The organism is Kitasatospora sp. NPDC048540 (genome assembly GCF_040651175.1).
In the GTDB taxonomy this organism is placed as follows: Bacteria; Actinomycetota; Actinomycetes; order Streptomycetales; family Streptomycetaceae; genus Kitasatospora.
Map to the genome: position 1 here is coordinate 1 of NZ_JBEZIR010000115.1, position 16,485 is coordinate 16,485.

A 16,485-nucleotide genomic window follows, 5' to 3' on the forward strand; every position below is an offset into this window, starting at 1 on the left:
TGGCAACGCTCTGTACATGATGCAGTGCTCATCTCGTGTGCGCAGCGCTCAGAGGCCGAGGCCGAGGTTGAGGTCGAGGTCGAGCAGGGCGTTGGCCACGACCCCGGTCGGCGCGGGGCGGATCCAGTACGGGGTCCCGGCCAGGGTGGGGGCTACCCCCGGGCACCGGACGGACACCGGAGCCGGGCACCCGGTGACGGTCGGATGTCGGCCGCCCGGTGCGGGCACTCCGGGCGTCGCCACCAGCGGCGGGCGTGCCGCGCACCCGTCAGCGGCTATCCTCGGGCCCATGTCGCACCCCGATGAGCTGCTCGTCGCAATCGCCTCGATGGTGGAGTCCGAGCACAGCAATCAGATGCCACTGACCGTAGTCGTCCCCGGTGCGGTCATCACCGGCCGGCTCGCCCCGGAGAGCTTGTGGCGGGAACGGGTCGCGGAGGTCCTGGCCACCTCCGAGCACCTGAAACCGTTCGGCACCCTGTTCGCGGCCCCGACGGAGGGTACGGACGGCCCGACCAGGACGCCCGGGCCGCGCTCCGGAGACATCACCCACCTCCATCTGCACCTCGCCAGGATCCTCCAGGGCAGCTACGGACTCCCGCACACCGGCGGCATGTACCGCATCGCCCTTGCGGAAGTGAGCAGTTGGACGGTGGGAGACCTCAGCTACTCGGACCAGTAGCACCCGACGAGAACCCTACGAGGGCGGCCGGACACCCCGGCACCCCACGGAAATTTAGCGTGTGCGAAGCACGCTTATTCCGGTACAGTTCCGGGTCGTACCTCGGGCAGCCGACTTCTGCGCCCGATCAGTCATGCGGGGCACTCCCCCGCGCACCAAAGGGAACCCCCGTGAACCGCACCGACATCCGCGCCGCCCTCACCGACCTGCTCCTCACCCCGGGGCTCGACCTCGACGAGGCCGCGGACCGGCACTTCGCCCCCGACTACCGCCAGCGCACCGACGGGCGCTGGGACGACCGGACCGGGTTCCTCACCCACATCGCCCACCTGCGGAAGGTCGTGGCCCACGGCACGGTCACCGTCCACGACGAACTCGTCGACGGCGACCGCTACGCGGACCGCCACACCGTCACGGTGACCAAGGTCGACGGGTCGACCGTCCGCATGGAGGTCTACCTGTTCGCCGAGTTCGCCCCCGACGGCCGCTTCCGCCGGGTCGAGGAGACCACCCTGATGCTCGAAGGCGCCGAGGGGGACCGCAACCTCGGCAGCGCCCGCTGAGCTCCGGCGTCCCGGGGCCGCCGCCGCCCGCCGGCGACGGCCCCGGACGCCGGTCACCCCTCGCCGGCCCGCTGCTCCTCATCCACCTGCCGCGCCTCGCCCGTCGCCTCCCGGCCGGCGGACGACGCCAGGCGGCCGGCGAGCCCGAGTACCAGCTCGCGCAGCTCCTCCGGCTGCTCGATCACGAACGGCCCGTCGATCGCGGCGAGCACCGCCGGGAGCCAGTCCAGCCGCTCGGCCCGGAGTTCCACCCGAGACCAGCCTGAAGGCCCGCCGCCCGCGCCGTCGGCGGGGCCGTCCACGGGCTCGTCCGCAGGCCCCTCCACGGTCGCGACGCTCACGGGGAGCAAGGTCCTGATCCGCTCGGGTGCCGCCCCGATCCGCAGCACCACGTGGTGGCGGTAGGCCGCCTCCGTGAACCCGGCCATGACGCGCTCCGCCGGGTCCGGCCCGGCAGGCGGCTCGAAGGTCCCCGGGCGGCTGCGCACCTCGGAGATCCGGTCCAGCCGGAAGGTCCGGTCCTCGCCGACGGCCGGGTCGGCCGCCGACACGTACCACCTGCCGGAGTGGACCACCAGCCCGTACGGATGGATCGTGCGGACGCTGCGCCGTCCGTCGGCGGCGGTGTAGCCGATCTCGACCGGTGAGCGGTGGCGGACGGCGTCGGCGACGGCGAGCAGCACCGCGCTGTTCACGTCGGTGCCGGGCGGTGCGGCGGTGAAGGCGAGCGAGCCGAGCAGCGCGTCCAGCCGGTCCGCCGACCGCCGGGGAAGCACCCTGCGGACCTTGGCCAGGGCGGTCCCGGCCGCCGTCGCCGACGCCGCCGTCGCCGCCGACGTACCGAGCCCGCCCGTCCGTCCGGTGACCAGCCCCAGCACGACCGCCACGGCCTCGTCGTCGCTGAGCATCAGCGGGGGCATCCGGTAGCCGGGCCCGAGCCGGTAGCCGCCGTACCGGCCGCGCACCGAGACCACCGGGACGTCCAGCTCGATCAGGTGCGCGATGTAGCGCCGGACCGTGCGCTCGTCCACCTCCAGCCGGTCGGCGAGCTCTGCGAGGGTCCGCAGGCCGCCCGACTGGAGGAGTTCCAGCAGTGCGAGGACGCGGGACGTCGGTTTGGACATACCGGGGATTCTCCCGCGGATACCGGGCGGATTCCGTCCGGTATCCGATCTAGCGTGGTCCGTGTCGCCCACTCCGTCGATCAAGGGAGCCACACCGTGCACCTCGCATCCATCCGCGTCATCACCGAGGACGTCGCGCGCCTCGTCGAGTTCTACGAACGCGTCACCCGGACGGCCGCCGTCTGGAGCAACGAGGACTTCGCCGAGATCACGGCGGGGTCGGATGGGTCGGCGGGAGCGGGCACGCTGGCCATCGGCAGCACCCGTACCGTCCCGCTCTTCGCGCCCGGCTCGGCCGAGGCCGGTGCCAACCGCAGCGCGATCGTCGAGTTCCTCGTCGACGACGTCGACGCCCTCCACACGGCACTGGCCGGGCACGGCACGGAGTTCGTCAACGAGCCCACCACGATGCCCTGGGGCAACCGGTCGCTGCTGCTACGCGATCCGGACGGCAACCTGGTCAACCTCTTCACCCCGGTCACCCCGGCCGCGAAGGCGAAGTTCGGACGCTGAGGCGGGGGGTCAGCAGCCGGTGTTGTGCAGGCCGGGTGTCTCGAAGTTCCCCTGGCCCTCGACCGCGAGGACGCCGTAGATGGCCGGGATCCGGTCGGCAGTCCGTCCGCCAGCACCGGTTCGATGTCCGGCACATGGGCAGACGTGTGGCGAGGGGGCTCGACCCGGCGGGGGGAACGACCTGGCAGGAGCAGGAAATGATCGTCCTCGGAGTCATCATCCTCGTCATCGGCCTGATCACCGGCCTCGGCGTCCTTTGGACCATCGGCGCCGTGCTCGTCGTCGTCGGCCTGCTCCTGTGGATCCTCGGAGCCGTCGGCCACGAGGTCGGCGGACGCCGCCACTACTGGTGACCCGCTGGGGTCACCCGAGCACGACGACCGTCCCGGAGGGCGGCGGGCGCCGGACACCCGCCGCCGCCCCGGGGAGCACACCAGGCACGGTGAGAGACATGACCACCCCGACCGCCAGCCGCTGGCTCCTCACCTTCCCCGGCCCGCAGGGCTGCCACGGCAAGCAGGAGAGCGTCCTGGTCGAGCACCACGGCGCCCGCGGCCCGACCGGCCACCCGCTGTACTCCAACGCCGGCCGCACCGTCCAGGTGGAGATCACCGAGAACGGCGTGGCCTACCTCCTGAGCAGCGGGGACCTGCCCATGCCGGACACCCCCGTCCACGCCCAGCCGCTGCCCTGACGGCCCGGCACGGGGCTCAACCCGTGCCGGTGCGTCAGGCGCCCGGCTGCTCCTGCTCCGCCTCCACCTGGGCGTTCCACTCGCGCTTGCCGGCCCGCCACGCCTCGTCGCTCTGGCCGAGCCGCCAGTACCCGGAGATCGAGAGCCGTTCGCGCGGCACGCCGCGGTCCAGGCGCAGGTGGCGCCGCAGCTCCTTCACGAAGCCCGCCTCGCCGTGGACGAAGGCGCAGACCTCGCCGGGCGGGAACTCCAGGGCGGTGACCGCCTCCACCAGCGTCTCGCCCGTGGCCCGGCCGCCACGGTGCAGCCAGCCGACCGCCATCCCGTCCGGGGTGACGATCTTCTGCTCCTCCGCGGCGTCCGCGACCTCGACGAAGGCGTGGACGATCGCGCCCGCCGGCATCCGCTCCATCGCGGCGGCGATCGCGGGCAGCGCGCTCTCGTCCCCGACCAGCAGGTGCCAGTCGGCCGCCGGGTCCGGTACGTAACCGCCGCTGGACCCGCCGAACCGCACGGTGTCGCCGACCTGCGCGGCGGCCGCCCACGGCCCGGCCAGCCCCTCGTCGCCGTGCACCACGAAGTCGATCGTCAGCTCGCGCGCCGCCGCGTCCCAGGACCGCACCGTGTACGTCCGCGACACCGGCCACTGCTCGCGCGGCAGCTCCTCCCGGATCCACCCCAGGTCCCAGGGCTCCGGGTAGGCCGCGCCCGGCGCCGCGAACAGCACCTTGACGTACTGGTCGGCGAACTCCGCCCCCTCGAAGCCCTCGAGCCCCGCTCCCCCGAGCACCAGCCGCACCATGTGCGGGGTGATCCGCTCGGTGCGCAGCACCTGCGCCTCCCGCACCTGCGGCGCCTTCCGGGCCTGCTGGTCTGCCATTGGTTCCCCCTGATCTCGCCATGGTGACAACGCCGCAAACTAACACCCCGGGGGCGGCGACGCCCGCCGCCCCCGCCGTCCCGCGGTCAGGCGTAGCGGCTGAGGTCGTGGAAGAAGTCGGCGACCGGGGCGGCCAGGCCGCGCTGCAGGGCCCGGCGGTAGACGGTGACGCCGACGGCGAGGTCGAGGACGCCGAGGCCGAACGGGGAGAAGATCAGCGGGCGGTCGGCGGGCAGCTCGGCCTTGCCCTGGAGGACGTCGTACAGCGTGCCGGTGACGAAGTCGCGGTTTCCGGTGAGCTGTTCGGCCAGGTGCGGGGAGGTGTCGGCCTTCAGGCAGTGGTCGATGTCGTCGACGATGTTGGTCGAGGCGAGGACGATCTCGGGTGAGAGGTCGCGCAGCGAGACGTGCAGCACGGTCGGGTTGTGGTCGAACCAGGTGGGCTCCTGGACGTGGGGAGCGCCGGCCGTGGTGGCGAAGACGATCAGGTCCGAGGAGCGGATGGCCTCCTCGGCGGTCGGTACCACGGTGATCCGCGCGGTGCGGCCCTGCTCGGTGAGGTAGCCGGCGAAGGCGGTGGCGTACTGCTCGCTGGTGTCGAAGATGGTGACGGTGTCGAACTCCCAGCCGGTGCCGTGCAGGTACTTCTCGATGTACCGGGCGATCAGGCCGGTGCCGAAGAAGGTCACGGTGCGCGGGCGGGCCCGGTCGCGGTGCAGTTCGGCCGCCGCGAGCGCCGCGGAGGCGGCGGTGCGGGTCGCGCTGATGATGGAGCTCTCCAGGCACGCGAACGGGTAGCCGGTCTCGTGGTCGTTGAGGATCAGGACGGCCGAGGCGCGCGGCAGCCCGGAGGCGATGTTGCCGGGGAAGCTGGAGATCCACTTGATGCCGTCGACGCCGAACTCGCCGCCCAGCGCGGCCGGCAGCGCGATGATCCGCGAGTCGGGGCGGTCCGGGAAGCGCAGGAAGTAGCTCGGCGGGTTGACGCTCTGCTGCTCGCCGTGGGCGAGGTAGGCGCGGCGCACGATGTCGACGATCCCGGCCGGGTCGCCGTCCAGGACCTCGTTGACGACGGCTCCGCCGATGACGGAGAACTGCGGTGCGGCAGAAATGATGTGCTCCAAGGTGGAAGTGACGGGTGGAGGGAGGTCAGTGGTCCGGGGCCTCGGCGGGTACCGCAGGTGCTGCACCGGCGGCCCGGCCGCGTACCGCCGACTCCCAGACGGTCGCCGTGCCGGCGGCCAGCAGCGTGGCGCAGAACAGGCCGCTCTGGTACGGCAGGTGGTGCAGCGCCAGCGACAGCGCGCCCGCCAGCAGGCCGATCGCCACCGCCCGGAAGCTGGTGAAGCAGGAGACCACCAGGCCGATGTAGGTGGCGTAGATGGCGAAGTCCAGGCCGAGACCGTCCAGGCTGCCGAGGTCGCTGCCGAACAGCCAGCCGACCAGCGAGCTGCTCAGCCAGGCCGCGTACACGGCGACCGAGGCGGCCAGCACGTTCCAGTGCTGCTCGCCGGGGCCGGGCTGCTCCCGGTAGCGCTTGGCGGCCAGCGCGTAGATGGCGTCCGTCATGCCGTACGCGAGCACGGCCCGCCAGGCGGCGGACAGGTGCTTGATGGACGGCGACAGGGCGGCCGAGTAGAACACGTGCCGGGCGTTGACCACCAGGGTGGTGAGCACCACCAGCGGCCAGGCGACGCCGGAGGACAGCATGCCGACGCCGATCATCTGCGCCGAGCCGCCGTTGACCAGGGCGCTGAGCAGCATGGTCTCCAGCAGGCTCCGGCCGGACTGCTGCGCCACCGCCCCGAACAGCAGGCCGAACGGGACGGCGCCCACCACGATCGGGACGGACGCCAGCGCGCCGCTGCGCACCTCCGCCGATCGGGTCGTGGCGGTGACGGTGACGGTGGTCATCGACGTCCTTTCCGTGTCGTGGTGCGGGGTCCCGCCGGACGGCCGGGGCCTCACTGGAAGAGCTTGGTGAGCGCGAACCCCGCGACCGCGCAGGCGAACACCAGGAAGAAGTTGTCCCGTCTGACCGCGCCGACCCCGAACCCGACCAGCGCGCCGACCAGGTAGGGCGTCAGCCAGCCCGGCCCGCGCTCGGCGGGCGGCGCGAGCAGCACCGACGGCACGATGATCGCCATCAGCACGGCCGGCATGACGTACGGCAGCGCCTGCTCGATCCGGGGCGAGATCTTCTCCGGTTTCAGCGGTCCGAAGAAGCTGAAGCGCAGCGCGAAGGTCACCGCGCCCATCAGCACGATGGTCAGGATGTTCACGTCGGGTACTCCTTGGTTCGGGGCGCCGCCCGGCGGCCTGCGAGTCGGCCGTCGATGACCGGCCGTCGGTGCCGGTGACGGGCCGTCAGCGGTCGGCAGCCGTCACGGCGGGCCGGCTGCCCAGGCTCTCGCGGACCAGCCCGGCGATCAACTCCGGCCTGGTGGTGTTGAGGTAGTGGCCGCCGTGGTCGGTCACCACGATCCGGGCCTGCGGGTCGAAGGCCCGCCAGGTGTCGGCGGCGTCCGGGCGGCCGCCGGTCAGCGGGTCGTCGGTGGCGATAACGGCTGTGACCGGGCAGTCGAGCGGCTGCTCCGCCAGCGCCGTCAGCGCCCGGTGGAACCCGCGGGTGGCCTCCACCGTGTCGTAGCGGAACGCGCCCGCCAGGTCGGCCCGTTCGGCGGCCGAGAAGCCGTCCACCTCGGTCAGACCGGTGTTGTCGGCCAGCCACTGCAGCACCTGCTGCTCCGACATGCCGAGCACCTCGTTGGCGGTGTGGTCGGCGGGGTCGGCCGAGCGGAGCACCTTGGAGAGCACCAGCAGGCCGCGGACGTCCGCTCCGCGCCGGCGCAGCGCCGTCACCAGCAGCAGGCCGAGCGCCGATCCGGCGCAGTGGCCGAGGACGGTGACCGGTCCGGCGGCGCGGGCGGCGACGGCGTCGGCGAGCTCCTCGGCGAGTTGCTCGACCGGGCGGTGCGGGCGGGTGTCGGCCGCGGTGCGCCCGGGCAGCTCGGCCCCGAGCACCCGGACCGCCTCGCCGCCTCCCGCCAGCTCCCGGGCCAGCGGCACGTAGCTGACCGCGCCGCCGCCCGCGAACGGTATGCAGACCACGGTGGCCGCGGCCTCGGGCGCGTCCGCGCCGGCCGCCCCGGTGAGGTCGACCAGCAGCTCCCGGGGGCCGGCCGCGGCCTCGGTCAGGCTCGCGGCGAGCCGCCGCGCGGTCGGGCGGGCCAGCAGGGTGCGCAGGCCGATCCGGCCGTCGGAGAGCGCGGCGACCTTCATCGCGGCGATCGAGTGGCCGCCCAGGTCGAAGAAGTTGTCGGTGACCGACACCTGCTGCGCGGTCAGTCCGAGCACCCGGCCGAAGAGGTCGCACACCAGGCGTTCCTCGTCGGTGGCGGGCGGCTCGTACGCCTGGCCGGTCAACGCGACCTCCAGCCGCTCCAGCGCCCGGCGGTCGGTCTTGCCGTTCGGGGTGAGCGGGAACTCCTCCAGGCGGACCAGGACCTCGGGGTGCATGTAGCCGGGCAGGGTGGCGGCCAGGCCGCGCCGGAAGGCCTCGAGGTCGGGGGCGGCGGTGCCGGTGTAGTACGCCACCAGCCGCTTCTCGCCGGCCAGTTCGCGGGCCAGGGTGAGCGCGCCGTCCACCCCGGGCAGCCGCTCGAGTGCGCCGTCGATCTCGGAGAGCTCGATCCGGTAGCCGCGCACCTTGACCTGGTGGTCGTTGCGGCCGGCGCAGTCCAGGATGCCGCCGGGCAGCCAGCGGCCGACGTCGCCGGTCCGGTAGAGCAGCGCGGAGCGGTCGTCGAGGGTGTTGGGCCGGAACACTGCGGCCGTGCGGTCGGGGTCGTTGACGTAGCCGAGGCCGACGCCCGCGCCGGTCACGCAGATCTCGCCGAAGCTGCCGAGCGGGCGCAGCGCGTCGTCGGGGCCGACCACGTGGATGCCGGTGTTGAGCACTGGCCGGCCGACCGGGACCCGGACGCCGTCGAGCGCGGACTCGATCCGGTGGTGGGTCACGTCGTCCGAGGCCTCGGTCGGCCCGTACGCGTTGACCAGCGGGATCGCCGGGTACTGGGCGAACCAGCGGCGGGTGAGCGCGGGCGGCAGCGGTTCGCCGGTGACCAGGTTGACCCGCAGCCGGGGCAGCGGGGCGGGGCGCTGGGCGGTCTCGGTGAGCACCGCGTCCAGGTAGGAGGGGACCACCTCCAGCACGGTGATGCCGTCCTCGGCGAGGCCGTGCAGGAACGCCGGGATGTCGACCACGGCGTCCTGGCCGTAGACCACGGTGGCGCCGCCGGTCGTCCAGGCGACCAGCAGCTGCCAGACCGAGATGTCGAAGCACTGGGTGGCGAGCTGGGCGACCCGGTCGTCCCGGGTGAGGTCGAGGTCGACCACCTTGGCCAGCAGGTGGTTGAGCATGCCCAGGTGGCGGATGAGGGCGCCCTTGGGTTCGCCGGTGGAGCCGGAGGTGAAGATCAGGTACGCCGGGTCGTCCGGTCCGGGCCGCGGTCCGCCGCCGGCCGGCTCGACGTGTTCGGCGTCCTGCGGGAGGAGCAGCTCGGGTTCGGCGCCGGCCGCGGCGAGGCTCGCCCGCAGCCGGTCGGCGTCGGCGGCGTCGGCGACCAGGTGGCGGGAGCCGCTGCGCCGCAGGACGGCCGCGATCCGGTCGGCGGGGTGGTCGATGTCCTGCGGGAGGTAGACGGCGCCGAGCTTGAGCAGGGCGAGGACGGTCACCGCCCACGGCACGCCGCGGGTGAGCACGGTGGTGACCACGTCGCCTGCGCGGACCCCGCGACTGCGGAGGTACGCGGCGGTGCGCTCGGCGGCGAGGTCGAGTTCGGCGTAGCTGAGGCGCTGTCCGTCGTGGACGAGCGCGATCCGTTCGGGGGTCCGTTCGACGTGGTGGGCGAAGCGGTCCAGGAAAGTGCCCTCGGGCAGTTGGTACGCGGGCCCGCCGAAGCCGCACAGTTCGGCCTCCTCGGCGTCGCCGAGCAGGGCGGCCGGTTCGCGGGGCGCGTCGGCGTCGGCGGTCAGCGCGGTGAGGGCGCGCCGGTAGTGGCCGCCGATCCGGGTGATCTGGTCGGTGCCGAAGGCGTTGGCGTGGAAGTGGATGCTGAGCTGCACCTCGTCGGTGACCGCGTCCTGGGAGAACTCGGCGCGGAACGGGAACTCGGTCTGGGCGTTCACCACCGAGCGGACCAGGCCGAAGCCGTCCCGTTCGGTGAGGCTCTTCAGGACGTGGAAGTGGGTGAAGTTGAAGACCGTCTCGAACAGTGGCTCGCGGCTGCCGACGGCGCGCTTGATCTCGGCCATCGGGTAGCGGCGGTGCGGCAGCATCGCGGTCTCGGCCCGGTAGACGGCGTGCACCAGTTCGGCCCAGCTGCCGGGGGTGAGGGTGGTCCGGAACGGCACCGAGTTGAGGAACAGGCCGGGGATGTTCTCGCCGCCCTCGACCTCGGGGCGCCCGGAGTGCTCGTAGCCGGTCAGGACGTCGTCGGTGCCGGCCACGAAGCCCAGGACGGCGGTGTGCGCGGCGAGCAGCAGCGACTTGACCGGGACGCGCAGCGCGGCCGCGGTGGCGACGACCGCCGCGGACAGCCCGGCGGGCAGCTCGACGTCGTGGATCACCACCTCGGGGATCTCGGCGGCGGAGTCGGCGGCGTAGCGCGGCAGGGCGGTGCTCTCGGCGCCGTCCATCAGGGTCAGCCAGAAGGCGCGCTGTTCGGGCGAGTCGACGGCCTGCCGCTCCAGGGCCACGAAGTCCCGGTAGGACAGCCGGGTGTCGGCGGCGGGCAGGTCGCGGCCGTCGAGCAGGGCGAAGTAGGTGCTGAACAGGTCGCGGTGGACGGTGTTGACGCTCCAGCCGTCGAGGGCGGCGTCGTGGTAGCTCAGCGAGTACTGGTAGTCCGCCTCGCCGAGCAGGTGCAGGTGCACCCGGACCAGGTCGGGGGTGCCGTAGCGGAAGCCGTCGCGCAGTTCGTGTTCGGCGAACCGGGCGAGTTCCTGCTCCTGGCGGTCGGCCGGGTGGTCGCGCAGGTCGGTCACGGTGAGCGGCAGCGGTGCGTCGCCGTGCACCACCTGGACGGGTTCGGCGAAGCCGGAGAGGTGGAAGGAGGTGCGGAACACGGCGTGCCGGCGGGCCACTTCGGCGACCGCGCGGGCGAAGGTGTCGACGTCCACCCGGTCGGCGATCCGGTAGCTGAGGATGTCGTGGTAGAGGCCTTCGCTGTCGCTGCGGGCGGCCTCGAAGATCAGCCCGACCTGCAGCCGGGACATCGGGTAGGCGTCCTCGGCGCCGGCCGGCAGCAGCGCCCGGTCGGCGGCGGTCAGCAGCGCGAACGGTTCGGCGGCGGGTGCGGGGGTGTCGGCGGCCGGGTCCCCGGCCGTGGCGCGGCCGGCCAGTTCGCCGACGGTGGGGTGGGCGAACAGCTGCTGGAAGGTGAAGCGCAGCCCGGCCGCCCGGGCCCGGGCCAGCACGGCGATGAAGGTGATCGAGTCGCCGCCGAGCGCGAAGAAGTTGTCGTGGACGCCGACCTGTTCGACGCCCAGCACGTCCGCCCAGATCCCGGCGAGGGTGTGCTCCTCGGCGGTGCGCGGCGCCACGTGCGCGGTGGCGGCCGGGGCGGCGGGCCGCGGCAGCGCGCCGAGGTCGCGCTTGCCGTTGTGGTTGGTCGGGATGGCCGGGACCCCGACCAGGTGCGGCGGGACCATGTACGAGGGAAGGTCGGCCGCGAGCGCCTCGCGCAGCCGGGCCTCGCTGTAGCCGGGGCCGGGGACCACGTAACCGACCAGGGCGCGGTTGCCGGCCTCGTCGGTCACCGTGGTGACGGCGACGTCGGCGACGCCTGGGCAGGCGGCGGCGGTGTGCTCGATCTCGCCTAGTTCGATCCGGTAGCCGCGGATCTTGACCTGGCTGTCGATCCGCCCGAGGTACTCGACGGTGCCGTCGGGCAGCCAGCGGGCCAGGTCGCCGGTGCGGTACAGCCGCCCGGCCGGTTCGAAGGGGTTGCGGACGAACCGCTCCTCGGTCAGCTCGGGTGCGTTCAGGTAGCCGCGGGCCAGGCCGGTGCCGGCGATGCACAGCTCACCGGGGGTGCCGATCGGGGCCAGCTCGTCCGACCTGGTGCGGATGTAGAGCCGGATGTTGTCGATCGGGCGGCCGATCGGGACCGACCGGGTGGTGTCGACGCCGGTGCAGGGCTGGCAGGTCACGTCGACGGCCGCCTCGGTCGGGCCGTACAGGTTGACCAGCTCGGCGAAGCCGCCGAGTTCCCGGGTGAACTGTTCGGTGTGGCCGACCGCGAGCGCCTCGCCGCTGGCGAAGACCGTTCGCAGGGTGGCCAGTCGGGCGCTGCGGCCGGTGGCGGCGGCGTACTGCAGGAAGGCGCCGAGCATCGACGGCACGAAGTGCGCGGTGGTGACGGCGGCCTCGGTGATCCGCTCGGCGATCTTCTCCGGGTCGCGTTCGTCGCCGCCGGGCAGGGTGACGACGGCGGCGCCGGCCAGCGACCACCAGAAGATCTCCCAGACCGAGACGTCGAAGGTGAACGGCGTCTTGTGCAGGATGACGTCGTCGGCGGTGAGCGGGTAGGCGCGCTGCATCCACCAGAGCCGGTTGACGATCGCCCGGTGCTCGACCATCACGCCCTTGGGGCGGCCGGTGGAGCCGGAGGTGTAGATCACGTACGCGAGGTCCTCGGGGCCGCTGACTGCGGGCAGGTCGGCGGGGTCGGCCGCGGCGACGGCGGGGTCCGCCAGGTCGAGCACCGTCCGGCCGGTGACCGCGTGCGCGGTCTCCTCGGCGACCACGACCAGCCGGGTGCCGCTGTGGTCGAGGATGTAGTCGATCCGGCCCTGCGGCAGGGTCGGGTCGATCGGGAGGTAGGCGCCGCCGGCCTTGAGCACGGCGTAGACCGCGACCAGCATCCGCGGGGAGCGCGGGACGCAGACGCCGACCACGTCGCCGGCGCCGATGCCGCGCTCGCGCAGCACCCGGGCGAGGCGGTTGGCGGCGGCGTTCAGTTCGGCGTAGCTGGTGCCGTCGTCGGCGACCGCGACGGCGTCGGGGGTGGCGGCGGCCCGTTCCTCCAGGAAGCGGTGGAGGGTGCGGTCGGCCGGGAAGTCGGCCTCGGTGGCGTTGAACTCGCCTGCGATGAGGGCGCGTTCGGTGTCGGTCGGGGACAGCAGCGGGGACAGCAGCTGCGCGGTGTCCTTGAGCAGCGCGCCGCACAGCTCCGCGAAGGAGTCGGCCAGCCGCCGGGCGGTCGCCTCGGTGAACAGCCGTGCGTCGTAGTGGAGTTCGATCCGGCCGGCGCCGCCTTCCGGGCCCGGCCGCAGGTCGAACAGCAGCGGGCAGCCCCGGGCGTCGGCGTCCTGTTCGGTGAGGTCGCCGTCGACGGCGAGCATCAGGTCACCGGGCCGGGTCCGGTCGCGGTCCAGCAGCGCGGACAGCGGGAGGTCGAGGTGGTCCAGGGCCGCCAGGTAGGCGCCGCGCAGCGTGCCGAGCAGGTCCCGTCCGGTGGTCGTGTCCTGGAGTCCGACGCCGACCGGTACGGTGCGCGTGGCGCCCTGGTGCGCGGCGCCGGGGACCGGCAGGAAGACGGTCACCCGGTCGCGGTCGGTGGCCCGGGCCGCGAGCAGCGCGAGGACCGCGCCGCCGACCACCCGGAGCAGCAGCGGGTCGCCGTTGGTGAGCGCGCGGGCTGCGGCCACGGTCTGCGGCGCCAGCGGGGCGGTGGCGAGCGGGCGCGGGCCGGTGTGCTTGCGCAGGTGGTCGCGGACCAGGGCGGTCGGTTCGGCCCAGTCGGCCAGGTGCTGCTGCCAGAAGGCCGCCTGCTGCGGGAAGTCCCGCAGGGCGAGCTGGAGTTCGAGGGCGTTGCTCACGAGGTGTCCTAAAAGGAGAAGGTGGCGGCGGCCGGAGCCGCGGTGGGCTCCACGGCCGGGGCGGTGGGCAGGACGGGTCCGGTGGCGTCGACGAGGATCTCGTCCAGTGCCGCGACGGTCCGGGCGAGCAGGAACCCGGCGGATTGCGCGGTGAACAGCTCCGTGCCGTACTCGAACTCCAGCACCGTTCCTTCGGGGCGCCGGTACGCCTGGAGGTTGAGGTCGAAGCGGCTCGTCCCGGGGTGCGGCAGCGCGACCGCGGCACGCAGGCCGTGCCTGCGCAGGTGGTGCACGCCGAGGTCCTGCAGCGCGAAGAACGCGTCGAACAGCGGGTTGCGGCTGTGGTCGCGGACCGTGACGACCTGGCGGGCCAGCTGCTCGAAGGGGTGGCTCTGGTGGGTGAGGGCGAGGTGGTGCCGGTCGGCGACCCGGCGCAGCAGGTCGGCGAGGGAGTCCCCGGGTTCCAGCCGCAGCCGCAGCGGCACGGTGTTGACGAACATCCCCACCACGCCGTCCAGGTCGGGGTGCACCCGCCCGCTCATCGGGCAGCCGATGGTCAGGTCGAGGCCGCCGGTGATCCTGGCCAGCGCGGCCGCGTAGGCGCTCATCAGCACGGTGAAGTCGGTGACGCCGTGCTGGGCCGCGCAGGCCCGCAGCGCCCGGTCGCGGGCGGGCCCGAGCTCCTGGCGCAGCACGGCGCCGCGGGTGGAGCGGACCGGCGGGCGCGGGAAGTCGGTGGCCAGGCCGAGGGCGGGCGGCGGCTCGGGGAAGGTCTCCAGCCAGTACCGCTCGGACTCGGCGAAGGAGCCGGCGGCGGTGTGTTCGGCGAACCACTCGGCGGCGTCGGCGTAGCGGACCGGCGGTGCGGCCGGTTCGATGCCGACGTAGAGGTCGAGCAGTTCGTCGAGGAGCACCTGCAGCGAGACGCCGTCGAAGACGATGTGGTGGACGTCGAGGTACAGCCGGTCGGTGCCGTCGCCCGGCAGCAGGAGTGCGCGTACCAGCGGTGCGGCCGCAAGGTCGAACGGCCGGACGAGCCGGGCGAGCGCCTCGGCGTCGGTCAGCGGCGCGGTCACCACGTCGAGTTCGGCCTCGGCGTGGTCCCGGACCAGCTGCCGGACGTCGTCGCCGTCGGCGTGGAAGGCGGTCCGCAGCGCGTCGTGGCGGCGCAGCAGGCCGGCCAGCGCGGCGCGCAGCCGGTCGGCGTCCAGGGACGGGGAGACCTCGATGCGGACGGGGATGTTGTAGGCCGTGGAGGCGGGGTCGGTCTGCCAGACGGCGTACAGGGCGCGCTGCTGCGGGTGCAGGGCGTAGGAGGCGCGCGGTGCGAGCGCCGGGATCGGGGCGAGTTCGGTCCGGTCGGCCGCCACGACCTCCCTGGCCATCAGGCGCAGGGTGCGGGCGGCGAAGAGCTGGTGGAAGCCCAGGGTCGCGCCCAGGGTCCGGGCGATCCGGCCGAGCAGCGCGCCGGCGGCGATGGAGTTGCCGCCGGAGGCGAAGAAGTCGTCGTCGGGGCCGATCGCTTCGGGGTCCAGGTGCAGGACCTCGGCCCACAGCCGGGCGAGGCGCTGTTCCTCCGGGGTGCGTTCGCCGGCGGGTGCGGCGGCCCGGGCGGCCGGGGCGGGCAGCCGGGCGGCGTCGACCTTGCCGTTGGCGTTGAGCGGGAGCGCCGGGAGGGCGATCACCTGGTCGGGGCAGAGGTAGGAGGGCAGGGTGCGGCGGAGCCCGTCGAGCACCTCGGCGGCCTCGGTGCCGGCCGCCAGGACGGCGTAGCCGAGCAGGTGGCGGGCGCTGCCGGTGCCGGCCACGACGGTGTGGGCGTCGCGGACGCCGGGGGCCTCCAGCAGGGCGTGGGTGACCTCCTTGACCTCGACCCGGTGGCCGCGGATCTTCACCTGGTCGTCGGTGCGGCCGTGGAAGGAGAGCACGCCGTCGGCGTCCGCGCTGACCAGGTCGCCGGTGCGGTAGTAGCGCTCGCCGTCGAGGTGGACGAAGCGTTCGGCGGTGAGTTCGGGGTTGTGCAGGTAGCCCCTGGCGAGGCCGAGTCCGCCGGTGTACAGCTCGCCGATCCTGCCCGGGGCGGCGGGGCGGCCCTCGGGGGTGACGACCAGGGCGGTGGTCCCGCGGATCGGCCGGCCGATCGGGACGGCGTCGCGGTAGCCGCGCTCGACCGGGAAGACCGTGGTGAAGGTGGTGTTCTCGGTGGGGCCGTAGCCGTTGAGGACGCGCAGTGCCGGGCAGGCCTCGCGGACCAGGTTGACGTGGCGGCAGGAGAGCACGTCGCCGCCGACCAGCAGGGTGCCGAGCCGGGCGAACATGGTGACGTCCTCGTCCACCATCTGGTTGAACAGCGGTGCGGTGAGCCACAGCACGGTGATCCCGGCGTCGTACAGGGTCTGCTTCAGCCGTGCGGGGGTGAGCAGCACCTCCTGGTCGACCAGGTGGAGGGTGGCCCCGGCGAGCAGGGTGCCCCAGATCTCGAAGGTGGCGGCGTCGAACTCGAGCGCGCCGGTCTGCAGGCAGCGGTCGGCGGCGGTGAAGGTGAACCAGTCGGCGTCGCGGACCAGGCGCACCACGCCCGCGTGCTCGACCATCACCCCCTTGGGCCGGCCGGTGGAGCCGGAGGTGTACATCACGTACGCCAGCGGTGATCCGGCGTCGGCCTCCGGGTCGCCGGCGGGGGCCGGCGGTTCGGCGGGGGCCGGGGCCGCGAGCAGCTCGTCCAGGGTGAGCAGCCGGGTCGCGGCGGGTACCGCGTCGCGCAGGGCGCCGGCCGCCGGCGCCGCGCAGAGGATCAGCGGTGGGGCCGCGTCCGCCAGCATCCGGGTGATCCGCTCGGGCGGGAACGCGGGGTTGACCGGCAGGTAGGCCCCGCCGGCCAGCACGACGCCGAGCGTGCCCACCACCGCGTCGACGCCGCGGGGGAAGGCGAGTGCGACCAGTGACTCGCGGCGGACCCCGAGTGCGGCCAGCCGGCCGGCCACCGCCAGGGCCCGGTCGTGGAGTTGGCGGTACGTCAGCCGCTGGTCGCGGTGGACCAGGGCGACGGCGTCGGGGGTCCGCCGGGCCTGTGCCTCGAAGAGTTGGTCGAGGGTCCGGGGGGCGCCGTCCGCGGACGACGAGAATGATGAAGACATGTCACT

At 73.8% G+C, this 16,485-nt stretch carries 13 protein-coding genes; 5 read left to right on the forward strand and 8 right to left on the reverse strand.

Going from position 1 to position 16,485, the window contains the following annotated elements:
* Positions 1 to 48: 48 nt before the first annotated feature.
* On the reverse strand, positions 49 to 177 hold the full coding sequence (locus AB0D08_RS31775) for a hypothetical protein (RefSeq protein WP_359893707.1): 129 nt from the start codon (positions 175 to 177) through the stop codon (positions 49 to 51).
* A gap of 112 nt (positions 178 to 289) precedes the next feature.
* On the opposite strand from AB0D08_RS31775, the gene AB0D08_RS31780 reads away from it, so the two are divergent.
* Together AB0D08_RS31780 and AB0D08_RS31785 are read left to right on the forward strand one after the other, a co-directional pair.
* Positions 290 to 682 (forward strand): hypothetical protein, encoded by a 393-nt coding sequence (locus AB0D08_RS31780; protein ID WP_033826037.1) that lies wholly within the window; start codon positions 290 to 292, stop codon positions 680 to 682.
* A gap of 170 nt (positions 683 to 852) precedes the next feature.
* A complete protein-coding gene (locus tag AB0D08_RS31785) occupies positions 853 to 1,245 on the forward strand; it encodes a nuclear transport factor 2 family protein (RefSeq protein WP_033826019.1) in 393 nt (130 codons plus the stop codon).
* A 53-nt stretch (positions 1,246 to 1,298) separates the two neighbouring features.
* Here the strand turns inward: AB0D08_RS31785 and AB0D08_RS31790 are convergent, their stop codons facing one another.
* Entirely contained in the window at positions 1,299 to 2,369 is a 1,071-nt protein-coding gene (locus AB0D08_RS31790; RefSeq protein ID WP_359893710.1) for a YafY family protein, read from the reverse strand.
* Between the two features lie 96 nt (positions 2,370 to 2,465).
* On the opposite strand from AB0D08_RS31790, the gene AB0D08_RS31795 reads away from it, so the two are divergent.
* The 3 genes from AB0D08_RS31795 (at position 2,466) to AB0D08_RS31805 (ending at position 3,576) form a co-directional block, all read left to right on the forward strand.
* On the forward strand, positions 2,466 to 2,882 hold the full coding sequence (locus AB0D08_RS31795) for a VOC family protein (RefSeq protein ID WP_359893712.1): 417 nt from the start codon (positions 2,466 to 2,468) through the stop codon (positions 2,880 to 2,882).
* A gap of 197 nt (positions 2,883 to 3,079) precedes the next feature.
* Positions 3,080 to 3,235 (forward strand): DUF6131 family protein, encoded by a 156-nt coding sequence (locus AB0D08_RS31800; RefSeq protein ID WP_199520564.1) that lies wholly within the window; start codon positions 3,080 to 3,082, stop codon positions 3,233 to 3,235.
* A gap of 98 nt (positions 3,236 to 3,333) precedes the next feature.
* Positions 3,334 to 3,576, forward strand: coding sequence for a DUF6296 family protein (locus AB0D08_RS31805; protein WP_359893714.1), 243 nt, complete (start codon positions 3,334 to 3,336; stop codon positions 3,574 to 3,576).
* Positions 3,577 to 3,610: 34 nt separating this feature from the next.
* Here AB0D08_RS31805 and AB0D08_RS31810 read toward each other — a convergent pair whose 3' ends face one another.
* The 6 genes from AB0D08_RS31810 to AB0D08_RS31835 form a co-directional block, all read right to left on the reverse strand.
* The gene (locus tag AB0D08_RS31810; protein WP_359893716.1) at positions 3,611 to 4,456 is read right to left on the reverse strand and encodes a siderophore-interacting protein; all 846 of its coding nucleotides are present in this window, start codon (positions 4,454 to 4,456) and stop codon (positions 3,611 to 3,613) included.
* Positions 4,457 to 4,542: 86 nt separating this feature from the next.
* The gene (gene sbnB / locus AB0D08_RS31815; protein WP_359893718.1) at positions 4,543 to 5,580 is read right to left on the reverse strand and encodes a 2,3-diaminopropionate biosynthesis protein SbnB; all 1,038 of its coding nucleotides are present in this window, start codon (positions 5,578 to 5,580) and stop codon (positions 4,543 to 4,545) included.
* Positions 5,581 to 5,605: 25 nt separating this feature from the next.
* A complete protein-coding gene (locus AB0D08_RS31820) occupies positions 5,606 to 6,370 on the reverse strand; it encodes an AzlC family ABC transporter permease (RefSeq protein ID WP_051814398.1) in 765 nt (254 codons plus the stop codon).
* A 50-nt stretch (positions 6,371 to 6,420) separates the two neighbouring features.
* The gene (locus AB0D08_RS31825; protein WP_033826023.1) at positions 6,421 to 6,738 is read right to left on the reverse strand and encodes an AzlD domain-containing protein; all 318 of its coding nucleotides are present in this window, start codon (positions 6,736 to 6,738) and stop codon (positions 6,421 to 6,423) included.
* 85 nt (positions 6,739 to 6,823) lie between these two features.
* Positions 6,824 to 13,342: an amino acid adenylation domain-containing protein gene (locus tag AB0D08_RS31830; protein WP_359893720.1), complete on the reverse strand. Its 6,519-nt coding sequence runs from the start codon at positions 13,340 to 13,342 to the stop codon at positions 6,824 to 6,826.
* An 8-nt stretch (positions 13,343 to 13,350) separates the two neighbouring features.
* Positions 13,351 to 16,479, reverse strand: a complete 3,129-nt coding sequence (locus tag AB0D08_RS31835) for an amino acid adenylation domain-containing protein (RefSeq protein ID WP_359893721.1) — start codon at positions 16,477 to 16,479, stop codon at positions 13,351 to 13,353.
* Between the last annotated feature and the right edge of the window lie 6 nt (positions 16,480 to 16,485).

Coding starts and splice junctions, on each gene's coding strand:
- AB0D08_RS31835 (WP_359893721.1), bottom strand. CDS start 16,479: ATGTCTTCATCATTCTCGTCGTCCGCGGACGGCGCCCCCCGGACCCTC.
- AB0D08_RS31810 (WP_359893716.1), bottom strand. CDS start 4,456: ATGGCAGACCAGCAGGCCCGGAAGGCGCCGCAGGTGCGGGAGGCGCAG.
- AB0D08_RS31800 (WP_199520564.1), top strand. CDS start 3,080: ATGATCGTCCTCGGAGTCATCATCCTCGTCATCGGCCTGATCACCGGC.
- AB0D08_RS31820 (WP_051814398.1), bottom strand. CDS start 6,370: ATGACCACCGTCACCGTCACCGCCACGACCCGATCGGCGGAGGTGCGC.
- AB0D08_RS31780 (WP_033826037.1), top strand. CDS start 290: ATGTCGCACCCCGATGAGCTGCTCGTCGCAATCGCCTCGATGGTGGAG.
- AB0D08_RS31805 (WP_359893714.1), top strand. CDS start 3,334: ATGACCACCCCGACCGCCAGCCGCTGGCTCCTCACCTTCCCCGGCCCG.
- AB0D08_RS31790 (WP_359893710.1), bottom strand. CDS start 2,369: ATGTCCAAACCGACGTCCCGCGTCCTCGCACTGCTGGAACTCCTCCAG.